19 protein-coding genes are annotated in these 19,654 nt (G+C 52.3%); 7 read left to right on the top strand and 12 right to left on the bottom strand.

Annotation, left to right across the window (positions count from 1 at the left end; genetic code table 11):
• The first annotated feature begins 106 nt into the window (after nucleotides 1-106).
• The 6 genes from J2T37_RS00175 to ispH all read left to right on the top strand — a co-directional run bounded on the left by J2T37_RS00175 (nucleotide 107) and on the right by ispH (nucleotide 7,871).
• On the top strand, nucleotides 107-2,317 hold the full coding sequence (locus tag J2T37_RS00175; RefSeq protein WP_253353170.1) for a 3'-5' exonuclease: 2,211 nt from the start codon (nucleotides 107-109) through the stop codon (nucleotides 2,315-2,317).
• Nucleotides 2,318-2,508: 191 nt separating this feature from the next.
• The gene (locus tag J2T37_RS00170) at nucleotides 2,509-2,790 is read left to right on the top strand and encodes a hypothetical protein (protein ID WP_253353169.1); all 282 of its coding nucleotides are present in this window, start codon (nucleotides 2,509-2,511) and stop codon (nucleotides 2,788-2,790) included.
• A gap of 125 nt (nucleotides 2,791-2,915) precedes the next feature.
• The gene (locus J2T37_RS00165) at nucleotides 2,916-3,773 is read left to right on the top strand and encodes a mechanosensitive ion channel family protein (RefSeq protein ID WP_437179426.1); all 858 of its coding nucleotides are present in this window, start codon (nucleotides 2,916-2,918) and stop codon (nucleotides 3,771-3,773) included.
• Nucleotides 3,774-3,897: 124 nt separating this feature from the next.
• Nucleotides 3,898-5,943: a M3 family metallopeptidase gene (locus tag J2T37_RS00160; RefSeq protein ID WP_253353167.1), complete on the top strand. Its 2,046-nt coding sequence runs from the start codon at nucleotides 3,898-3,900 to the stop codon at nucleotides 5,941-5,943.
• 444 nt (nucleotides 5,944-6,387) lie between these two features.
• On the top strand, nucleotides 6,388-6,885 hold the full coding sequence (gene lspA, locus J2T37_RS00155) for a signal peptidase II (protein WP_253353166.1): 498 nt from the start codon (nucleotides 6,388-6,390) through the stop codon (nucleotides 6,883-6,885).
• A gap of 17 nt (nucleotides 6,886-6,902) precedes the next feature.
• Nucleotides 6,903-7,871 (top strand): 4-hydroxy-3-methylbut-2-enyl diphosphate reductase, encoded by a 969-nt coding sequence (gene ispH, locus J2T37_RS00150; protein ID WP_253353165.1) that lies wholly within the window; start codon nucleotides 6,903-6,905, stop codon nucleotides 7,869-7,871.
• A 66-nt stretch (nucleotides 7,872-7,937) separates the two neighbouring features.
• Here the strand turns inward: ispH and rarD are convergent, their stop codons facing one another.
• On the bottom strand, nucleotides 7,938-8,858 hold the full coding sequence (gene rarD, locus J2T37_RS00145; RefSeq protein ID WP_253353164.1) for an EamA family transporter RarD: 921 nt from the start codon (nucleotides 8,856-8,858) through the stop codon (nucleotides 7,938-7,940).
• Between the two features lie 164 nt (nucleotides 8,859-9,022).
• Between rarD and J2T37_RS00140 the strand changes: the two genes are divergently transcribed.
• Entirely contained in the window at nucleotides 9,023-9,481 is a 459-nt protein-coding gene (locus J2T37_RS00140) for an Lrp/AsnC family transcriptional regulator (protein ID WP_253353163.1), read from the top strand.
• Between the two features lie 88 nt (nucleotides 9,482-9,569).
• Here the strand turns inward: J2T37_RS00140 and yacG are convergent, their stop codons facing one another.
• The 11 genes from yacG to J2T37_RS00085 form a co-directional block, all read right to left on the bottom strand.
• Nucleotides 9,570-9,776 carry a DNA gyrase inhibitor YacG gene (gene yacG / locus J2T37_RS00135; protein WP_253353162.1) on the bottom strand — a complete coding sequence of 69 codons (207 nt, stop codon included), beginning with the start codon at nucleotides 9,774-9,776 and terminating at the stop codon, nucleotides 9,570-9,572.
• Nucleotides 9,777-9,803: 27 nt separating this feature from the next.
• The gene (gene coaE, locus J2T37_RS00130; protein WP_253353161.1) at nucleotides 9,804-10,412 is read right to left on the bottom strand and encodes a dephospho-CoA kinase; all 609 of its coding nucleotides are present in this window, start codon (nucleotides 10,410-10,412) and stop codon (nucleotides 9,804-9,806) included.
• Nucleotides 10,413-10,417: 5 nt separating this feature from the next.
• On the bottom strand, nucleotides 10,418-11,281 hold the full coding sequence (locus J2T37_RS00125) for a prepilin peptidase (protein WP_253353160.1): 864 nt from the start codon (nucleotides 11,279-11,281) through the stop codon (nucleotides 10,418-10,420).
• Between the two features lies 1 nt (nucleotide 11,282).
• On the bottom strand, nucleotides 11,283-12,536 hold the full coding sequence (locus J2T37_RS00120) for a type II secretion system F family protein (RefSeq protein ID WP_253353159.1): 1,254 nt from the start codon (nucleotides 12,534-12,536) through the stop codon (nucleotides 11,283-11,285).
• A gap of 72 nt (nucleotides 12,537-12,608) precedes the next feature.
• Entirely contained in the window at nucleotides 12,609-14,288 is a 1,680-nt protein-coding gene (gene pilB / locus J2T37_RS00115; RefSeq protein ID WP_253353158.1) for a type IV-A pilus assembly ATPase PilB, read from the bottom strand.
• Between the two features lie 602 nt (nucleotides 14,289-14,890).
• Nucleotides 14,891-15,412, bottom strand: a complete 522-nt coding sequence (locus J2T37_RS00110; RefSeq protein WP_253353157.1) for a hypothetical protein — start codon at nucleotides 15,410-15,412, stop codon at nucleotides 14,891-14,893.
• A gap of 650 nt (nucleotides 15,413-16,062) precedes the next feature.
• A complete protein-coding gene (locus J2T37_RS00105; RefSeq protein WP_253353156.1) occupies nucleotides 16,063-16,497 on the bottom strand; it encodes a hypothetical protein in 435 nt (144 codons plus the stop codon).
• Between the two features lie 3 nt (nucleotides 16,498-16,500).
• Nucleotides 16,501-16,785: a helix-turn-helix domain-containing protein gene (locus tag J2T37_RS00100; protein ID WP_253353155.1), complete on the bottom strand. Its 285-nt coding sequence runs from the start codon at nucleotides 16,783-16,785 to the stop codon at nucleotides 16,501-16,503.
• Between the two features lie 11 nt (nucleotides 16,786-16,796).
• Nucleotides 16,797-17,024: a helix-turn-helix transcriptional regulator gene (locus J2T37_RS00095; RefSeq protein WP_253353154.1), complete on the bottom strand. Its 228-nt coding sequence runs from the start codon at nucleotides 17,022-17,024 to the stop codon at nucleotides 16,797-16,799.
• A 137-nt stretch (nucleotides 17,025-17,161) separates the two neighbouring features.
• Nucleotides 17,162-18,016: a hypothetical protein gene (locus J2T37_RS00090; RefSeq protein ID WP_253353153.1), complete on the bottom strand. Its 855-nt coding sequence runs from the start codon at nucleotides 18,014-18,016 to the stop codon at nucleotides 17,162-17,164.
• Between the two features lie 205 nt (nucleotides 18,017-18,221).
• The gene (locus J2T37_RS00085; RefSeq protein ID WP_253353152.1) at nucleotides 18,222-19,427 is read right to left on the bottom strand and encodes a tyrosine-type recombinase/integrase; all 1,206 of its coding nucleotides are present in this window, start codon (nucleotides 19,425-19,427) and stop codon (nucleotides 18,222-18,224) included.
• Nucleotides 19,428-19,654 lie beyond the last annotated feature (227 nt).

Raw genomic sequence — 19,654 nt, 5'->3', positions numbered from 1 at the left:
TTGCCCGCCGACAACGGAGGCCGTCTGAAAACACCCGGTCTGCGCCGTGTTTCAGACGGCCTTATCGCTTATAATAGCGCCATTGTATTTTTCAGACGGCCTCACCATGTTCCCTACCACTCCCGAACCTTCCTCCAACCTGCTGCAAGGGCTGAACCCCGAGCAGCTCGCCGCCGTCACTTGGCCGCCGCAATCCGCGCTGGTATTGGCGGGCGCGGGCAGCGGCAAAACGCGCGTTTTGACCACGCGCATTGCCTGGCTGTTGCAATCCGGTCAGGCCAGCGTACACAGCATTATGGCGGTGACCTTTACCAACAAAGCCGCCAAAGAAATACAGACCCGTTTGGGCGCAATGATTCCGGTCAACGTGCGTGCCATGTGGCTGGGCACGTTTCACGGCCTGTGCCACCGCTTTTTGCGCCTGCACCACCGCGACGCCGACCTGCCCGCCGCGTTCCAAATCCTTGATTCGGGCGACCAGTTGTCCCTGATCAAGCGCATGCTCAAATCGCTCAACATCGCCGAAGAAATCATTGCCCCGCGCAGTTTGCAGGGCTTTATCAACGCGCAAAAGGAAAACGGCCTGCGCGCCGACAAGCTCGACGCACCCGACCCGCACACCCGCCGCATGATTGAGTGTTTCGCCGAATACGACAAAATCCGCCAGCGCGAAGGCGTGGTGGATTTTGCCGAACTGATGCTGCGCAGCTACGAAATGCTGCAAAGCAACGCCATTTTGCGCCGGCACTACCAAAACCGTTTCAATCATATTTTGGTGGATGAGTTTCAAGACACCAACAAGCTTCAATATGCTTGGCTGAAATTAATGGCGGGCGATTCGGCGGCGGTGTTTGCCGTGGGCGACGACGACCAAAGCATTTACCGCTTCCGTGGCGCGAATGTCGGCAACATGACCGCGCTCATGCACGAATTTCAGATTGAAGCGCCGATTAAATTGGAGCAAAACTACCGCTCCGTCGGCAATATCCTCGCCGCCGCCAACGCCGTGATTGAAAACAACGACGAGCGTTTGGGCAAAAACCTGCGCACCAACGCGGACGACGGCGACAAAATCCGTTTCCTCTCCGCACCCACCGATTTTGAAGAGGCGCAATTTATCATCGACGAAGCCAAATCGCTGCAACGCGACGGCTGGCCGCTCTCGGAAATAGCCGTGCTCTACCGCAGCAATGCGCAATCGCGCGTGATTGAGCAAGCGCTCTTTCGCGCCGGTGTGCCGTATAAAATCTATGGCGGCCTGCGCTTTTACGAGCGGCAGGAAATCAAACACGCCCTCGCCTACCTGCGTCTGGCCGTCAACCCCGACGACGACAACGCCCTCTTGCGCGTCATCAATCTGCCGCCGCGCGGCATCGGCGCGCGCACGATTGAGAACCTTCAGACGGCCTCCGGCGAACAAGGCATTACCCTGTGGCAAGCCGCTTGCGAAGCGGGCGCGAAAGCCACCAAAATCGCCGCTTTTGTGCGCCTGATTGAAAACCTGCGCAACCAAGTCGGCCAACTCAATCTCGGCGAAATCATGGCCGGTATTGTCAAAGACAGCGGCTTAATCGAGTATTACCAAACGCAAAAAGGCGACCACCAAGACCGCCTCGACAACCTCGACGAGCTGGTCAATGCCGCCATCGAATTTAAAGCTGAAGACAGCAACTTTGAAATCCTGCCGGAAAACGTCGCCACCGCCGACCCCGCGTTTCCCGTGTTGGCATTTTTAAGCAACGCCGCGCTGGAATCAGGCGAAAACCAAGCCGGACAAGGCGAAGACGCGATTCAGCTCATGACCGTACACGCCTCCAAGGGCTTGGAATTTAACGCCGTGTTCCTCACCGGCATGGAAGAAGGCCGCTTCCCCAGCGAAATGAGCCTCGCCGAACGCGGCGGCTTGCAGGAAGAGCGCCGCCTGATGTACGTCGCCATTACCCGCGCGCGCAAACGCCTGTATATCAGCATGGCGCAACAACGCATGTTGCACGGCCAAACTCAATTCGGCGTGGTATCGCGCTTTGTGGAAGAAATCCCGCCGGAAGTCTTGCATTATTTATCCGCCAAAAAACCGGCCTTCGACAGCTTCGCCGCCCCCAAACCGCGCAGCGACATCCGCGCCGCCGAGACCTACCAGCCGGCCAAGACTTACCACGGCTACAAAATCGGCCAAAACGTGCGCCACGCCAAGTTCGGCACCGGAGTGATTATCGAAGCGGTGGATAAAGGCGAATCGGCGCGGCTGACGGTGAATTTCGGCAAAGAAGGCGTGAAGGAATTGGATACCAAGTATGCGAAATTGGAAGCGGTGTAAGCAAATTATCCGAACCGTTCAGACGGCCTCTTGCTGCAAAAAGGCCGTCTGAAAAGTTCCCCGCAAAATGCATTCAGACGGCCTTTTACATGTAATTACTGAATTTTAAATAACTTCGGTTTCCACTTCTGTATTTTTCCCTTATCATAAAAAGCGTTTTCTCCTTAACCCTTTTTGCGAAAGGCTCAATCATGAAAAAATTGCTGATTCCTGCTGCGCTGGCTATGCTGCTGGCTGCTTGTTCTTCTACCGGCGAAGGCCGTCGCCACGGTCACGACCGCGGCCCGCAACAAAAAAACCCGGCTGTTGAAAAAGCATTGCAAGAATGCCGTCAAACTGTGGGCGATTCTCAAGACCGCAGCAAATTTGATGCCTGCATGAAAGAAAAAGGTTTCGAGCGTCCGGCTCAACCGCCTAAAGGCCCGGCTCCTCAAGGCCAAGCCCCGCAATCTTCTTCTACTACTGCCCAATAATCAGGCCAGTACCCGACAAACCGCCCTTTCCGGGCGGTTTTGGCATTTTTAGGCACCCTGCATTAGGCATTTTTTCAGACGGCCTTTATAATAAGGCCGTCTGAAACCTTCCCCAAAGCCGCCCTATTATTATGTGGACTACCCTGCAACACTGGCTCGACAGCATTCCCGCCAGCAGCGAAATCATCCAATCGGTGCTGATGATTATCGTGCTGATTGCGCTGCGTAGCATTTTATTGTCGGCGCATTTTCGCAGTCATCCCGACCTGGAGTTGGAACACAAACGCCGTGCATTGGTGGTTAGCCGCAACTTTACCCTGCTGGCGGTGATTTTGTGTTTGGCGATGATTTGGGCGGCGCAAATCCAGTCGCTGGCGCTGTCGATGTTTGCTGTGGCTGCGGCGATTGTGTTGGCCACCAAAGAGCTGATTATGTGTTTGTCGGGCAGTTTGCTGCGGGCGATTACCAAGCAATATTCGGTTGGTGATTATATTGAAATCAACGGATTGCGTGGGCGCGTGGTCGATATCAACCTACTCAATACGCTGATGATGGAAATCGGCCCCAATCCTTTAATCGGCCAGCTTTCCGGCGAAACGCTGTCGTTTCCCAACAGCCTGCTGCTAAGTCATACCGTGCGCCGCGACAATATTTTGGGGCCGTTTGTGATTCATACGCTGGAAATTCCCGTGCCCATCCATCTAGATTCCGATGCCATTATCCCCGATTTGGCCGCCGTACTCGAACCGATGTGCAAACCGTATATCAAGCGTGTCACGCGCTATCTGGATACCATGCAGACGAAAAAACTCTTTATTACCCCCGCCGCCCAGCCGCGCATTACCCGCGTACCATTTGACGACAAGGTGTATAAAATCATCGTCCGCTTTGCTACGCCGCTGGAAAAGCGCTTGGAAATCCAGCAGGCCGTGTTAGACGAATTTCTGCGCGTGCAATACCGCCTACTCAACCCAAAGCCGTAAATCAGGCTTTTAATCTCTGCACTTTGCCACTATATAAACCATCTATCGTTTTCAGACGGCCTGATTCCATCAAAGCCGTCTGAAACACGGGCACACGCCCCCCATACACCGCAAAGGATTCCCCATGACCGAAAATGTACTGCTCAACCTCGGCGATGAGCCGCGTTTTGACGAAATCAAAACCGAACACATCAAACCCGCCCTGCAAACCGCCATCAGCGAAGCGCGTGAGCAAATCGCCGCGCTTAAAGCCCAGCCCGAAGCCACTTGGCGCAACACGGTTGACCGCCTCACCGACATTACCGAGCGCGTCGGCCGCATTTGGGGCGTGGTGGCGCATTTGAATTCCGTGGCCGATACGCCCGAATTGCGTGCGGTGTATAACGAAATGATGCCGGAAATGACGGTATTTTTTACCGAAATCGGCCAAGACATTGAGCTGTACAACCGTTTCAAAGCCATCAAAGCCGCGCCGGAATTTGCCAAACTCTCGCCCGCGCAGCAAACCAAGCTGAATCACGATTTGCGCGATTTTGTATTGAGCGGCGCGGAATTGCCGTCTGAAAAACAGGCCGAGCTGGCCGCGCTGCAAACCGAAGGGGCGCAGCTTTCTGCCCAGTTCTCGCAGAATGTGTTAGACGCCACCGACGCTTTTGCGCTGTATTTCGACAACGCCGAGCCGCTGTCAGGCATTCCCGACGACGCTCTGGCGATGTTTGCCGCCGCCGCGCAAGCCGAGGGCAAAGTAGGCTACAAAGTCGGCCTGCAAATGCCGCACTACATCTCCGTGATGACTTACGCCGACAGCCGCGAACTGCGCGAGCAGGTCTATCACGCCTATGTGACCCGCGCCAGCGAATTGAGCAACGAAGGCAGATTCGACAATACCGCCAACATCGACCGCTCGCTGGAAATCGCCCTGCAAAGCGCGCAATTATTGGGTTTTAACAGCTACGCCGAATTGTCTTTGGCCACCAAGATGGCGGACACACCGGAGCAGGTATTGGCGTTTTTGCACGACTTGGCCGCCCGCGCCAAACCGTTTGCCGAAAAAGACTTGGCCGAAGTCAAAGCCTTTGCCCGAGACACGCTGGGCATTAGCGAGCCGCAATCGTGGGATTTGACTTACGCCAGCGAAAAGCTGCGCGAAGCCAAATATGCGTTCAGCGAAACCGAAGTGAAAAAATACTTCCCCGTCAGCAAAGTATTGGGCGGCCTGTTTGCCCAAATCCAGCGCTTATACGGCGTGAATTTCATTGAAAAAAGCGTTCCCGTGTGGCACCCGGATGTGCGCTATTTTGAATTGGAAAACGGCGGCGCGATTATCGGTGGCGTGTATATGGATTTATACGCACGCGAAGGCAAACGCGGCGGCGCGTGGATGAACGACTACAAAGGCCGCCGCCGCCTCACCGACGGCGACAAAGTGGGGCAAATCCAACTGCCGACCGCTTATCTGGTGTGCAACTTTACCCCGCCCGTCGGCGGTAAAGAGGCGCGCTTGAGCCATGACGAAATCACCACCCTGTTCCACGAAACCGGCCACGGCCTGCACCACCTGCTTACCGGCGTGGAAGAGCTGGGCGTGAGCGGTATCAACGGCGTGGAATGGGACGCGGTCGAGCTGCCGAGCCAGTTTATGGAAAATTTCTGCTGGGAATACGATGTCTTGGCGCAAATGTCGGCGCACGAAGACACCGGCGCCGCCCTACCGCGCGACTTGTTTGACAAAATGCTGGCGGCGAAAAACTTCCAACGCGGTATGTTCCTCGTGCGTCAGATGGAATTTGCCTTGTTTGACATGGAAATTTACAGCGAAAGCAACGCAGGCCGTCTGAAAAACTGGCCGCAGGTATTGGACAAAGTGCGCCAAGAAGTCGCCGTGGTGCAGCCGCCCGCCTACAACCGCTTTGCCAACAGCTTCAGCCACATCTTCGCCGGCGGCTATTCAGCCGGCTATTACAGCTACGCTTGGGCGGAAGTGTTGAGTGCCGACGCCTACGCCGCCTTTGAGGAAAGCGATGATGTCCGCACCACCGGCAAACGCTTCTGGCGCGAAATCCTCGCCGTCGGCGGTTCGCGCAGCGCGGCCGAGTCGTTCAAAGCCTTCCGCGGCCGCGAACCGAGCATAGACGCGCTGCTGCGCCACAGCGGATTTGATGTGGCCTAAGAAGCGTTGAGATGAATCATGCCGTCTGAAAAACGTTTGGTTTTCAGACGGCATTTTGACATTACATGACGTGAGTCCAGGATAAGCACTTTGAGTAATGCTTAATCCTTCAGCAACCTACTCCCTCCCCTGTGGGGGAGGGTTGGGGAGAGGGCTAAACGGTTGCGGATTAAAGCAGCATTTCATTAACCCAACCATTTACCCTCTCTCTAACTCTCCCCCTCAGGGGGAGAGGACAGATTACAGGAACTTCAAACATTTCAGACTGATTCTTGCGTTTGACTTTTCCCGAACTCACGTCACATTTGGTCGTAGGTTGGGTTGTAAACCCAACCTACCCTGTTGTCCGCCCGTGCAAACACAAGTTAAACCGCCGATTTGCCGCCGACACCCCGCCCGCTTTCGGGTAGAATAACGCTTTTGTTTTCAGGCCGTCTGAACCGTATGACTTCCAAACTCCCCTATTTCCTGCTGGCGCTGGCAGCCGTAGTGCTCGACCAGATCAGCAAGCTGGCGGTATTGGCCGATTTCCAATACCAAGAGCGTTTGAATATTATCCCGAATTTCTTTGATTTGACCTTAGTTTTCAACCCCGGCGCGGCGTTCAGCTTTTTGGCCGACCAAGGCGGCTGGCAGAAATTCTTTTTCCTCGCATTGGCGGTGGTCATTTGCGTGTATCTGGCGCGCTCGATTGTGCGCGATGATTTTGCACGCTGGGGCAAAATCGGCGCGGCGATGATTATCGGCGGCGCTATCGGCAACGTCATCGATCGTTTAGCCTACGGCCATGTGGTTGATTTTCTGCTGTTTTACTGGCAGGATTGGTATTACCCCGCCTTCAACATCGCCGACAGCTTTATCTGCGTCGGCGCGGTATTTTTGGTGTTGGACGGGCTGTTTAAAAATAAAAAAGCCGAAGCAAAAGACGGCCAGGCCGTCTGAAAACAGGATACACACACATGAGCGACAAAACCATTATTCTCGCCAACCCGCGCGGCTTCTGCGCCGGAGTGGATCGCGCCATCAGCATTGTGGAGCGGGCACTGGAAGAATTCGGCGCGCCGATTTACGTGCGCCACGAAGTTGTGCACAATAAATTTGTGGTGGACAATCTGCGCGACAAAGGCGCGGTGTTTATCGAAGAATTGTCGGAAGTGCCGCCCGGCGCGACGCTGATTTATTCGGCGCACGGCGTGTCCAAAGCGGTGCAGGAAGAAGCGGCGGCACGCGGTTTCCGCGTGTTTGACGCCACTTGCCCGCTGGTGACAAAAGTGCACAAAGAAGTTGCCCGCCTCGATACGCAAGACTACCAAATCATCATGATCGGCCACAAAGGCCACGTGGAAGTGGAAGGCACGATGGGGCAGCTCGCGCCCGGCAAAATGCTGCTGGTGGAAGACGTGGACGACGTTGCCAAACTCGAAGTCAACAATCCCGACAAGCTGGCCTATGTCAGCCAAACCACGCTGTCGGTGGATGAAACCAAAGACATCATCGCCGCGCTGAATGCGCGTTTTCCCAATATCCGCAATCCGCATAAGGAAGACATCTGCTACGCCACCACCAACCGCCAAAAAGCGGTCAAGGAGCTGGCGCAGGAATGCGATATTGTGATTGTGGTCGGCTCGCCCAATTCGTCCAACAGCAACCGCCTGCGCGAAGTCGCCGCGCTCTTGGGCGTGGACGCGTATATGGTGGACAACGCTTCCTACCTGCAACGCGGGTGGTTTGCCGGTAAAAGCAAAGTCGGCGTGACCGCCGGCGCTTCCGCGCCGGAAGTGCTAGTTAAAGAAGTATTGGACACGATTCAAGGCTGGGGGCATGAAACCATCCGCGAAGGCGAAGGCGCGGAGGAAAGCATCGTGTTTGTATTGCCCAAAGAGCTGCGCCGCGAAGGGGAAAACAAGCAGGAATTGAAAAAAGGCTGAGTTGCCGAATACCGCGAAAAAGGCCGTCTGAATATTTTTCAGACGGCCTTACGTTTGGCAGCGACTTTACAGCACGGCGGTTTCAGCAGACGGCGCGTTTTCCCGCTTCATCTCGCGCCAACTGTTCCACACCATCACGCACAATCCCGCCCAAATCAGCGCGTAACCCGCCAATGCCTCCGCCTGCAACGGTTCGCCTAACCACACCACGGCAATCACAAACAGCAATATCGGTTCCAAATAACTCAACATGCCGAACAAGGCCACCGGCAGCAAATGATTGGCCTGCAAATTCAGATACATGGCCAAAGCGCTGTTTAAGCCGAGCAAAGCCACCAGCCACCACAGCAGCGGGTGTGCCGCCAATACGGATAGGCTGCTGGAGGCCGTTGCGATATACGCCGCCGCAAACGGCAAAATCAGCAAGGAATCGAGCAATAATCCGATTAATGCCGGTACGCCCAGCTTGCGCCGCAGCAGGTAATACAGCGGATAGCTGCCGAATACCCACACCGTTGTCCATGAAAACGCGCCCGAACGCAGCAACTCGCACGCCACGCCTGCGCAAGCCAAAACCGCCGCCACGGTTTGCAGGCGGTTGAGCTTTTCTTTTAAAAACACCCGCCCCGCCACCATCATCGCCAGCGGGAACAGAAAATAGCCCATCGCCACATTCAGCCCTTCGCCGTTGACCGGTGCCCAAATAAACAGCCACAGCTGGCTGGCAAACACCGGCGTGGGCAAGACAATCAGCAGCCAACACCGCCAATCGCGCCCGACCAAACGGGCAAATGCCCAACCTGCCGACCAACTGCGTGTTACCGTCATCAGGCCGACAAGGGCGAATACCATTGCCACCATGCGCCAAGCGAACACGTCCGTCCCGCTCATCGGCTGCATCCAACCGCTGTATAAAAACAGCATGGCAAACAGCAAATTTGATGAAACGGCAGCGGCAATGCCTTTGGCGGTACGGTGTGCGGACATGTTCAGACGGCCTCGGATAAAACGGTTAACAGCAGATATTGTAGAAGAACAGTACGAAAATTTTTTTCATTTATCAGGCTTATTCCGATTTTATTTTTCAAATTTCAGCCTATTTGCTTTATTATTTTTCATTCTTGCCTAACTACCTGACAGGCCGTCTGAACATGAACCTCGACAAACTCGATCGCAATATCCTGAACATGCTGCAAAGCGACGCCACTATTTCGCTGAAAAATCTGGCCGAAGCAGTGCATTCCTCCGTGGCTACCTGCCAGCGGCGCATACGCGCCATGACGGAAAACGGCGTGATTCTGCGTCAAGCCGCGCTGGTTTCGCCGCAGGCCGTCGGGCTGGACATCAGCGTGTTTGTACAGGTGGAATTGGAGCGGCAGCACCACAGCGTGCAGGAAGCCTTCGAGCGGGCGGTGCGGCGGGAAGCGCAGGTGATGGGTTGCTATGAAATTTCCGGCGATTACGATTTCCTGCTGCTGGTGCACAGTCCCGATATGCCTGCCTATCATGCGTTTACGCGGCGGGTTTTGACCGATGAAAATAATGTGCGCAGTTTCAAAAGCCAGTTTGTGATGAATTTTGCCAAGGCGGAAACCAAGATTGAATTGTGAACAAAATGCCGTCTGAAAATCATTTTTCAGACGGCATGGTTTACCGTTCAATAACCGCTCAAAGCCTGACTTGGCGTGGATATAACGTTTATATCAGCTTCGGATTGTCCCTCTCCGACAGCGGCTCTTCCTCCTCCGCCGCCACGGTATAACGCTCCTGCGCCCACTCGCCCAAATCAATCAGCTTGCAGCGTTTGCTGCAAAACGGGCGGTAGGGATTTTCCGCCGACCAGACAACGGGCTGATGGCAAGTCGGGCATTTGACGGTCAGGGGTTGGGTTTCTTGTTCGCTCATGGTTTTCTACATTCCTCATTATCGTTTTCAGACGGCCTGAAACACTGCTTGGTAATAGCGGTGCAAACGCCCGATTTTAGCGGCCAATTCCGCCACGCTGCCTTCGTTGTCTAACACATCGTCCGCATACAGCAATTTTTGGCGGCGCAGCGCTTGCGCGGCGATAATGCGGCGAATTTCGTCTTCACTCAAACCACTGCGCTGCTGTACGCGGCGGATTTGCGTGGCTTCGGCCACATCAACCACCAACACACGCGACACCAGCGCAAGAAACGGCGGCTGCTCAATCAAGAGCGGCGTATCGACAATGCCGTAAACCGCGCCGGCATACGCGGCCTGTTGCGCCCGTATTTCAGCCAAAATCAGCGGAAACATGACCGCTTCCAATTCGGCTTTGGCCTGAGGCCGTCTGAAAACCAAATCGCGTAAGGCGGCGCGGTTCAGACGGCCTTGTTCGTCAAACAAACCGTCGCCGAACCGCGCACGAATAGCAGGCAAAGCCGCGCCACCCTCTGCGGTCAGGCTGCGGCTGACCGCGTCGGCATCAATATGCGGTACGCCCAATTTGGCAAATTCGGCGGCAGCCTGCGATTTGCCGCTGCCGATGCCGCCGGTAAGTCCTATCCATACGGTCATCGCGTTTAGAATCCCGAAGCGGCCAGCCACCAGCGAATCAGGCGGTGTACCGGCTCGTTGGCAATCAGCATAATCCATCCGGCCACCGCCAAACTCGGCCCGAAAGCGAAGGCCTGCCCTTTGCCCACACGGGACACCAGTGCGCCGACAATACCGACCAGCGCGGCCAAAAACACCAATACCGGCAATACGCCCGCACCCAGCCAAGCGCCCAGCGCGGCGAGTAATTTAAAATCGCCGCCGCCCATGCCGACTTTGCCGGTGAGCAATTTGTAGGCGGCGCACAGCAGCCACAGGCTCAAATAGCCCCACACCGCGCCCCATACGGCTGATTCCAGCGGCACGATTCCGCCTTTCAAATTAAACAGCAAACCCAGCCACACCAGCGGCAGGGTCAGCGAATCAGGCAGATATTGGGTGTCCAAATCAATAAAGGTCAGCGCAATCAGGAATGCGGTCAGCACCAGGCCGCCGAGTGTCAGCCAGCTCCAGCCGTATTGCCATGCCACGGCAGCAAACAATACTGCCGTCAGTAACTCCACCAAGGGATAACGCTTGGCAATCGGCGTTTTGCAACTGCCGCATTTACCGCCCAGCAGGATATAGCTGATGACGGGAATATTCTGCCAGGTCTTCACCGCCGCGCCGCATTGGGGGCAGCGCGAATCGGGTTTCATCAAATTGAAAGGCTTCAGCTCTTCTTCAGACGGCGTCATGCCCAAATGCTCTTTGGCGAACAGCGTCCAGCCGCGCTCCATCATCACCGGCACGCGGTAAATCACCACGTTTAAAAAACTGCCGACCAGTAAGCCGAGCACCGCTGCCAAGGGCGCCGCAAACGGCGCCAATTCGTTTAAAGTTGCAAACATATCAACCGACCACATTACCCAGATTGAACAACGGCAGATACATCGCCACCAGCAAAATACCGATTAACGTACCCAACACCACCATGATAATCGGCTCCATCAAAGAAGATAATTGCGACACGGCGTTATCCACTTCGTCTTCATAAAACTCGGCGGCTTTGTTGAGCATGTCGTCAAGCGAACCGGATTCTTCGCCGATGGCCGCCATTTGCAACACCATATTCGGGAACATTTCGGTACTTTGCATACTGGAGGTCAGCGACAAACCCTGCGTTACCTTAGCGCGGATTTCCTGCGTCGCTTCTTCATACAAAATATTGCCCGTGGCACCGGCCACCGAATCCAATACCTCCACCAGAGGCACACCGGCGGCAAATAGCGTAGAAGTCGTCCGCGCCCAACGCGCAATCGTGGCCTTTTGCACAATCTGGCCGAAAATCGGTAATTTTAAGGTTAAAGCGTCCACCCGTTTTTGAAATTCGGGCGAGCGCTCGTGCGCCTTATACAAACCAAAACCGATTAAAATCATGATGATAATCATCAGCCAGCCGTACTCGACAAACAAATCCGACAAGTTCATCACAATTTGGGTCAAACTGGGCAATTCCGCACCCATATTGGCATACACTTCTTTAAAGGCCGGCAAGACAAACATCATCATGATAAAAATCAACGCCACCGCCACCACGATAATCGCAATCGGGTAGGTCAGCGCGGTTTTGACTTTTTTCCGGATGGCTTGGGTCTTTTCTTTATAGACCGCCAGTTTGTCCAACAAACTTTCCAGCACACCGCCGGCTTCACCGGCCGACACTAGATTGCAATAGAAACTGTCAAAATATTTCGGATATTTGGCAAACGATTTACCCAGTGCACTGCCCTGCTCCACATCCGAGCGCACCTGCATCAGCATTTGCGTCATCGAAGGATTGGCATGGCCGCGTGCCACGATTTCAAATGCCTGCATCAGCGGCAAACCGGCTTTCATCATGGTCGCCAGTTGGCGGGTAAACACGGTAATGTCTTCTTGGGTAATACGGCGTTTGCGCACCGCTTTGACCTTGGTAACGCGCAACGGGCGGATACCGCGCCGTTGCAGCTTTTTACGCGCTTCCTCTTCGTCTTTGGCCACCACCTCACCGCGTACAATCTGATCGGTATGGGTGTTTCTTCCCTCAAACGTAAAACGCTTGCCCTTGCTTTTATTCCCGCCGCCGATACCGAACAGCCCTTTTTTCTGCTCTTCCTGAGCCATAATCGCCCCTTATCAAATATCAATTCAGACGGCCTAAGGCCGTCTGAATCATCTGCGTTTTCCTGTGATGAATTAATCGTTGGTATGGGCAGTCACTTCTTCCAGCGAAGTGACCCCTTGCATGACCTTAAGCAGACCGGCATGGCGCAAATCGACCATACCTTCCTGATAAGCCATGTTCATAATATCCACTTCCGTGCCATTGTTCAAAATAACACGTTGCATTTCTTCGCTGACCGGCATAACTTCATACACCCCCACACGGCCACGGAAGCCTTTGCCACGGCAGCTGTCGCAACCGACCGGACGATATAAAGTCCAATCCTTAGCCAAATCTTCATCGGTAAAACCGATTTTCTTCAACGCCACCACCGGCGGGCTCTCCGTCGGGCGCTTGCATTTCGGACACAAGCGGCGCAACAGCCGCTGCGCCATAATCAGGCTGACCGAGCTGGCGATATTAAACGGCGCCACACCCATGTTCAACATACGCGACAAAGTGGCCGGGGCGTTATTCGTGTGCAGGGTTGAAAACACCATATGACCGGTTTGCGCCGCTTTAATGGCAATATCCGCTGTTTCCAAGTCGCGAATCTCACCCACCATAATAATATCTGGGTCTTGGCGCAAGAAAGCACGCAACGCAGCGGCAAAAGTCAGTCCCTGCTTGTCGTTGACGTTAACTTGGTTAATCCCCGGCAAGTTAATCTCGGCAGGGTCTTCCGCCGTGGCGATGTTCACATCTTCCGTGTTCAGAATATCCAAACAGGTATAAAGCGTGACCGTTTTACCCGAACCGGTCGGGCCCGTTACCAACACCATACCGTAAGGGCGGTGAATCGCCTCCAGCAGCATTTCTTTTTGAAACGGCTCCAAACCCAGCTGGTCGATGTTGAGCGCACCCGGGTCGGAATTCAAAATACGCATCACCACTTTTTCGCCAAACAGCGTCGGCAGCGTACTGACACGGAAATCAATCGGGCGGCCGTGTTTGTGGAAGGCAATCTGAATACGACCGTCTTGCGGAATCCGTTTTTCCGAAATATCCAAATGCGCCATCACTTTAATGCGCGAAGCCAACTGCCCGCGCACCGCCACCGGCGGCTGCACCACTTCGCGCAGCTGACCATCGACACGGAAACGTACCCGCGCCATCTGCTCGTAAAACTCAAAGTGGATATCCGATGCGCCGGCATTGAGCGCGTCCGACAGCGTTTTATGGATAAAACGCGGAATCGGGCCGTCTTCCGCCTCTTCGTTGTCGATATACAACGCCTGCGGCTGTTGCGTCGTTTCCTGCTCTTGGCTGATTTCTTTCAGGATGGAAGTCGAGCGCTGCCCTATCCATTCCAGCAACATACTGAGCTGGTCGTCCGGCACCACCACCAAATCAACCGACGCTCCGGAAGAAAAGACAATTTTTTGAAAATTTTGGATTTGGGTAGGATCGGAAACCGCCAGATAGACCTTACGCCCGCGCCGGAAAATCGGCACGCAGCGGTTTTGCACCATCTGCTCTTCCGTCAGAACATCCGTCAACACATTATTGCGCGGATAAGCATGTAAATCCAACAAAGGATAGCTGAACACCCTAGCGACCAATTCCCCCAAAGCCTTCGGGGAAATCACGCCATCATCAAACATCATCTGCAAAATGTTTTTACGGGCTTGCAGAGCGCTGTTGTAATACTCCGCCTGACTGTTTGTAATCGTTTGGCTTTGCAGCAAAACGCGTAATAATCCGACACTCATGATTAATCTGTCCGTTTCTTGTGCAGCGACATTACCCGGTATCATCTACACGGGAATCTACTGTTTTATTTATTCGTTTTCATTATGCAAGCGGATACAGCAGCGAAGCGGCGGGTTGTAAAGTCCCTCTTCCGGCCACCTCAAGCAGTATCCGTTATATTTTTATTTAAGTCGTTTGTTTTTTGATTTTACGGCGACATTATAAAGCAAGCAGCCCGGACATTAAACCTATCATCTGCTTTTCAGCGTTCTATTACCGAATGCTTTACTCAAACAAACAATAAATTTATCAATCATGTAGGGATTTGCTTTATTTCCGCGTTAGCAGCATGCCAATTTATTTTTCGGTATAGGAAAAGATTGATTCAACCGCATTATTCATTTAAACGGTCAGCAAGGAGCAGAGTCACTATCGAAATATAAACTTAACTAAATGATTTTAATGATTAAATAAAATTAAAAATGTGGTTATACCAACAAAAGCACCAACACTTTCAAGCCGTCATCTTTTTGTTTTTGCTAGGTTGGTACTTGTCGCATTCAAACATCAATCGGCGCGTTTTGCCTCTCGCTTTTTCAAATTATCCAGTTTCCCGTTGAGCTTACCAAGTATGGCAGATGTAATTAGCTCGGTTTGTTTGGTCTAGCTTATCCCATTGCTGAAACAAACGCTCATAGGTCTTGAAGTGCATTCCTTTGGGGCGATTGGGAAAGCCGTAGCCTTTGCCGTCTATTTTTTTCAGTTTGCGGTTTGTTTTGTCAAACACGCGGTAAAAAGACGGTTGGCGGGTGCTGGGGTAGTTCAGGTTGCGGCAGTGGCGGCAGAGGAAACGGCGGCCGCTATATAAAACGCCGACGCGCCGACAGCAGCTAGGGCATTCAAACCATGCGCGTGTGCCGCCATAGTTGCATGTGGTGCATAACAGACGGATAGTGTAATGCTGCGGTTCGTCGTGGTGGGTGTAGCGCATGATGAGGGTGTTTTCATCGGTGCGGCAGTATTGGATTTGGCCGACGGTGTAGCCGCTGCGTGTCCATGTGGATGTGATAATACTGCCGATGGGTTGGCAGGTTACGCTGCCGATACGGAGGTTCAGATAATCGTCGGTAGTGGATTTTGCCATTTTTGTCTGATTTGCTTAATGATTTAGTCTGCTCGAATTGTAGCAGGTTTCACTAGGCCGCCTGAAAAACGAACGTTGCGGGTTTCTGCGAAGCTAAAGCTGCGGTAAATCCCTGTCTTTTACACGTGGTTGCGTTTTTAGCTCGATTGCTGGTGTTATCATGGATTTCCTACACCAGCATTCATGCGGCCTCTAAATGCATTTTAACTTCGCCAAAACTTCGTTTTCAGACGGCCTTATCGGGCTTGTGGATTTTGTGTTTGCTGCCTGATTGGTTCTTACCCTTTGAAATTAAATTCAGGGGGCTAGAATTTAGTACGCGAACTGTCTTTAAGTGCTAAATTTTAGTACGCGAATTTTGAAAACTGCCTTCGTGGGCTAAAATTTGGTACTTAACAGGCCGTTTTTTCCCCTTTCGTGGGCTAGAATTTAGCACCCTTTAGATATATGCCATATCCTATTGCTTTTATGGTGGGGTTTGCTGGTGTTGCAGTTGTCTCTGAATGAAGAAAACAGCCTGATGATGTTGGTGGGGGTTGGTGCGTTGCACCGACAAATCTGTGGGCTTGTGCCATATTTGGGAGCGACGGAAAAACGGGCGGCGGCAGGAAAAAGAAAACCGCCTGATTGTCGATCGGGCGGTTTGGTGCTTATGTTTGCCTGCCTGTGTAGCGGTACGGCGCGATATTTTTCCAGTCATCGCTGAAAGTATGGGTCGGAGCAATATCCAGTTTGGGCTTGCGGCATTCGTCAATGGCAAAAAACGTCAGGGCATACAGATGGCATTGCCTCGATGTACCGCGTCGGCTGATTTCGATAAAGCCCTTGTCCAGCAGCTCTTTCTTACCCTTTTCCCATGAGCCAACCGACAAGCCATGTTCGGCGGCGGCTGATTTTGGCGCGGACAGATTACCGTTGTTGCCTGTGCCTTTATCGTGAACTTGCCAACATTGCTTGACCAAACACAGCAGCACTTTGACCGCATTCCCCGACAACATTTTAAACTGCTCGGATTCTAAAACCTCCAGCGGTATCACGCGGATTTTTCGGCTCGTCCGTTTGCCTTTCGGGTTTTGCAATGCCATAGGCTACACCGTTTCTGCCAGCCAGTAGCGTTTGATTTGTACCGTTTGGCCAAACTGGTTTTCAAACGGCTCGTAGCGGTCGTGTATCGTGTGACCCATGCGGCGCAATTCTGAAATGCGTGCGGTGGCGGCGTTAATGCCGCGCATGTGCATTTCGTAGTTGGTAATGCCGCCCAGCTGTTTGAGCCATTGCAAAATGCGTGCCTTTTGGCTGGGGATTTTGCTAAAATGGCTTTTCACGTTTTGGCCGTCTGAATGCTTGTGCATTTGGGCGGTTTTGTTTTCCATATCCCGCCCTCCTATCGCTCGGTATTGCGGCTGCGTTCAATCAGCACTTTCTGATAGGCGGCTATCTCGCTGGCCAGCCATGCGGTTGCCCGTTTGCCGACTTTCACGGATTTAGGCATATCGGGGTCGTAACGCGGATTGCCTTCACGCATTCGGGAATAAACCGCTTCGCTGCTGGTTACGCCTAAGGCTTTTTTTACTTCGCCGATACGCAAAAAGGTTTCTACTTGGTTTGTCATTGTTACTACTCCTTCGCTCTTGGTTGTTGAACATGGCGAAAGAATACCGCCCTCATGGGGCGGTTTTAAGGCGATAACATGTTGATTTCCTGAAACAGCACGTTGATTTCGGTAAATAGCGCGTTGATTTACCCAAATCAGCTAGATGACTTCTGTTTTTTAAACTCATCAATCCATGAATCAACCGTTTTGGATGATGGCATTGACGGCGCGGGAATTTTGTTTGTAGCAATTAAATCTAAAATCATTTGATTTAATGCCGCTTTTCCACCTCGATGTTCAAGCATATCAACTTTTTCTTCCAACAAAGCAAAAACAGCGGCGGTTGTTCCTGCTTTTTCATAGGGGCTTTTCTTGGCTTTCCCTGCTTTTTTTGCTCTTATCGTAATCGTTTCTCTTACTTCCTTCTCTGCTTTGGCCGCATTGATTGCTGCTTGTTCTAGCCTTCTCCATCTACTTTTCCCGCTTCTAATTATTTCAGATTTACTTAATGCTTCGTTTTTCTTTCTTTCAGTATTTACAGTCTTTCTAAGCGTCTTATTCTCTAGGTACAGACGGGCATTATCCGCTTTCAATTCAGCTAATTCTTGATTACTACCTAACTCTTTTTGCAATAATCTAACTTGCTCTCTCAAGCTGATAATTTCTCTTGCTTTTGCCTGCGCCTCTTTATTATTATTTTCATAACATTTTTTTAGAAATTCAGCTTCTTTCTGGTCTTTCAATGCTTTATCACGCAATCGTCTGATTTTTGCGTGCATTTCTTTTGCCTCTTTTAAACATCTCTCAATTTCTTCAATTTTCTTTGTTTTCTCTGATTTTTCCTTTTTTCTTTCCAGCTCCTCAATGATGATTTCATCAGCTTCCCATTCATCTAAAAAACTATCTTCATAATCATCTTCTTGCCGTTTTAAATCCTCAATATTGATAATACTGTATTTGTGGCTATCCTCTTCAAGCTCACTTAAATCATGCTCATTATAAAAATTCATCTCAAACTCTCCCTAAAACTCTCTAAATCCAAAATCAGAAACTACACTGCAAGAGATTAGAAACTCCCTTGCCTTTGCTGTTGGTAGTTAATTGCGGGTTGGATGCAGTTATAGGCAATAACAGGTCGCTTATTTGCAGCCTTGTTGTTGCCCAGCCGTCTGAAAAGTCACAATCCAACACAAAAACGCCTATTTTCCGACGGCCTCAACCACCGGCTGCCAACATGAGGACAGCCTCATCAAACCGCTGCCGCAAAAATTCCGCATACCATTTCATCATCTCATGGCGTTGCGGCAGATATTCCGTGCGGTGGTAGGCGGCGCGGACTTTGTTCTGCTCGACGTGGGCAAGCTGCCGTTCAATCACATCGGGCGGAAAACCGTTTTCGTTTAACACGTCGGTGGCAAGGCTTCTAAAGCCGTGCGGCGTGGCAATGCCGCTGTAACCCATTCTGCCCGTCAGGTAACTGAGCGTGTTTTCACTCATCGGCTTGTCGCGGCTGCCGACGGCGGGAAACAGAAAGCGGCTGTGGCCGGCAATCAGTCGCAATTCGTCCAGCAGGGCTAACGTCCAATCCGCCAGCGGTACGATATGCGGCGCTTTCATCTTCATCTTTTCGGCAGGTATGCGCCATTCACGTGCATCAAAATCAAAATCTGCCCATTCCGCTTTGCGCAATTCTCCCGCCCTTACAAAGGTCAGCATAATCATCAACATCGCTATACGGGTCGGCTGCTTGATGTTTTCACGCATTAAGCGGCGGTAAAACTCGGTCAGCTCCGACTGCGGCAAGGCCGGTTGGTGTTGCTGTTTGGGGACTTTGATTAAGCCTGTCAACGGTACGGCGGGATTGTTGTCGGCGCGGTCGGTGCGGATGGCGTAATTGAAAACGGCTTTAATCCGCTGCAATACCGTTGCTGCCGTATCCAATGCACCGCGTGCGGCCACTCGGTCAATCACGGCCTGCACCTGCTTAATGGTAATGGTGTGTATCGGCTCTTTGCCCAACGGCGGCAGAATATCCACCTCGAAGCTGCGCCAAACTTTGGCGGCATGGGCGGGTGTCCAGCTTGGCAGTTGGTAGGCGTTCCATTCGGCGGCGATTTTTTCAAAGGTGTTGGCAAACGCCGCCTTTTCCGCCTGCTTTTCTTCCTGTTTGGCGGCGGCAGGGTCTATGCCGTCAGCTAACTGCATTCTTGCCTGTAAATGGCGTTCACGCGCTTTGGTCAGCGGTACGTCGGGATAGATACCCAAACGCAAGGTTTTCTGTTTGCCGTTGAAACGGAAATTGTATTGCCAGTATTTGCCGCCTTGCGGCGTAACCACCAACGACAAGCCGCCACCGTCCGATAAGGTCTGTTTCTTGTCGGTCGGCTTGGCATTTTTGATTTGTTTGTCCGTCAAAGCCATATGTAGCAAGCCTTTCAAGCTGATTTGTTGGTACATGCTTTTGCAAAATGTTGGTACTTTTGAGCATGATGTTGGTACATTGCGGTAAATGTACCAACAAAAATCTGTTGCTTCAAGTGGTCTAAAATGGCAGTCAGTTGGATAAAAACAGAAGAGGAATCAGAATAAAGATATTGATATATAAAGGATTTGTTGCCGTCAGTTGCATTTAGCAGACAAAAAAATAA

Origin of the sequence: Neisseria perflava (genome assembly GCF_024170405.1) — a bacterium.
GTDB lineage: Bacteria > Pseudomonadota > Gammaproteobacteria > Burkholderiales > Neisseriaceae > Neisseria > Neisseria perflava_B.
The sequence above is the reverse complement of the archived record's forward strand: the minus strand, read 5'-3'. Positions and strand labels throughout refer to the sequence as shown.

Bases quoted from the DNA above. Each gene is read 5' to 3' on its own strand.
- J2T37_RS00175 (WP_253353170.1), top strand. From the start codon at position 107: ATGTTCCCTACCACTCCCGAACCTTCCTCCAACCTGCTGCAAGGGCTG.
- J2T37_RS00170 (WP_253353169.1), top strand. From the start codon at position 2,509: ATGAAAAAATTGCTGATTCCTGCTGCGCTGGCTATGCTGCTGGCTGCT.
- J2T37_RS00160 (WP_253353167.1), top strand. From the start codon at position 3,898: ATGACCGAAAATGTACTGCTCAACCTCGGCGATGAGCCGCGTTTTGAC.
- lspA (WP_253353166.1), top strand. From the start codon at position 6,388: ATGACTTCCAAACTCCCCTATTTCCTGCTGGCGCTGGCAGCCGTAGTG.
- ispH (WP_253353165.1), top strand. From the start codon at position 6,903: ATGAGCGACAAAACCATTATTCTCGCCAACCCGCGCGGCTTCTGCGCC.
- rarD (WP_253353164.1), bottom strand. From the start codon at position 8,858: ATGTCCGCACACCGTACCGCCAAAGGCATTGCCGCTGCCGTTTCATCA.
- J2T37_RS00140 (WP_253353163.1), top strand. From the start codon at position 9,023: ATGAACCTCGACAAACTCGATCGCAATATCCTGAACATGCTGCAAAGC.
- yacG (WP_253353162.1), bottom strand. From the start codon at position 9,776: ATGAGCGAACAAGAAACCCAACCCCTGACCGTCAAATGCCCGACTTGC.
- coaE (WP_253353161.1), bottom strand. From the start codon at position 10,412: ATGACCGTATGGATAGGACTTACCGGCGGCATCGGCAGCGGCAAATCG.
- J2T37_RS00125 (WP_253353160.1), bottom strand. From the start codon at position 11,281: ATGTTTGCAACTTTAAACGAATTGGCGCCGTTTGCGGCGCCCTTGGCA.
- J2T37_RS00120 (WP_253353159.1), bottom strand. From the start codon at position 12,536: ATGGCTCAGGAAGAGCAGAAAAAAGGGCTGTTCGGTATCGGCGGCGGG.
- pilB (WP_253353158.1), bottom strand. From the start codon at position 14,288: ATGAGTGTCGGATTATTACGCGTTTTGCTGCAAAGCCAAACGATTACA.
- J2T37_RS00110 (WP_253353157.1), bottom strand. From the start codon at position 15,412: ATGGCAAAATCCACTACCGACGATTATCTGAACCTCCGTATCGGCAGC.
- J2T37_RS00105 (WP_253353156.1), bottom strand. From the start codon at position 16,497: ATGGCATTGCAAAACCCGAAAGGCAAACGGACGAGCCGAAAAATCCGC.
- J2T37_RS00100 (WP_253353155.1), bottom strand. From the start codon at position 16,785: ATGGAAAACAAAACCGCCCAAATGCACAAGCATTCAGACGGCCAAAAC.
- J2T37_RS00095 (WP_253353154.1), bottom strand. From the start codon at position 17,024: ATGACAAACCAAGTAGAAACCTTTTTGCGTATCGGCGAAGTAAAAAAA.
- J2T37_RS00090 (WP_253353153.1), bottom strand. From the start codon at position 18,016: ATGAATTTTTATAATGAGCATGATTTAAGTGAGCTTGAAGAGGATAGC.
- J2T37_RS00085 (WP_253353152.1), bottom strand. From the start codon at position 19,427: ATGGCTTTGACGGACAAACAAATCAAAAATGCCAAGCCGACCGACAAG.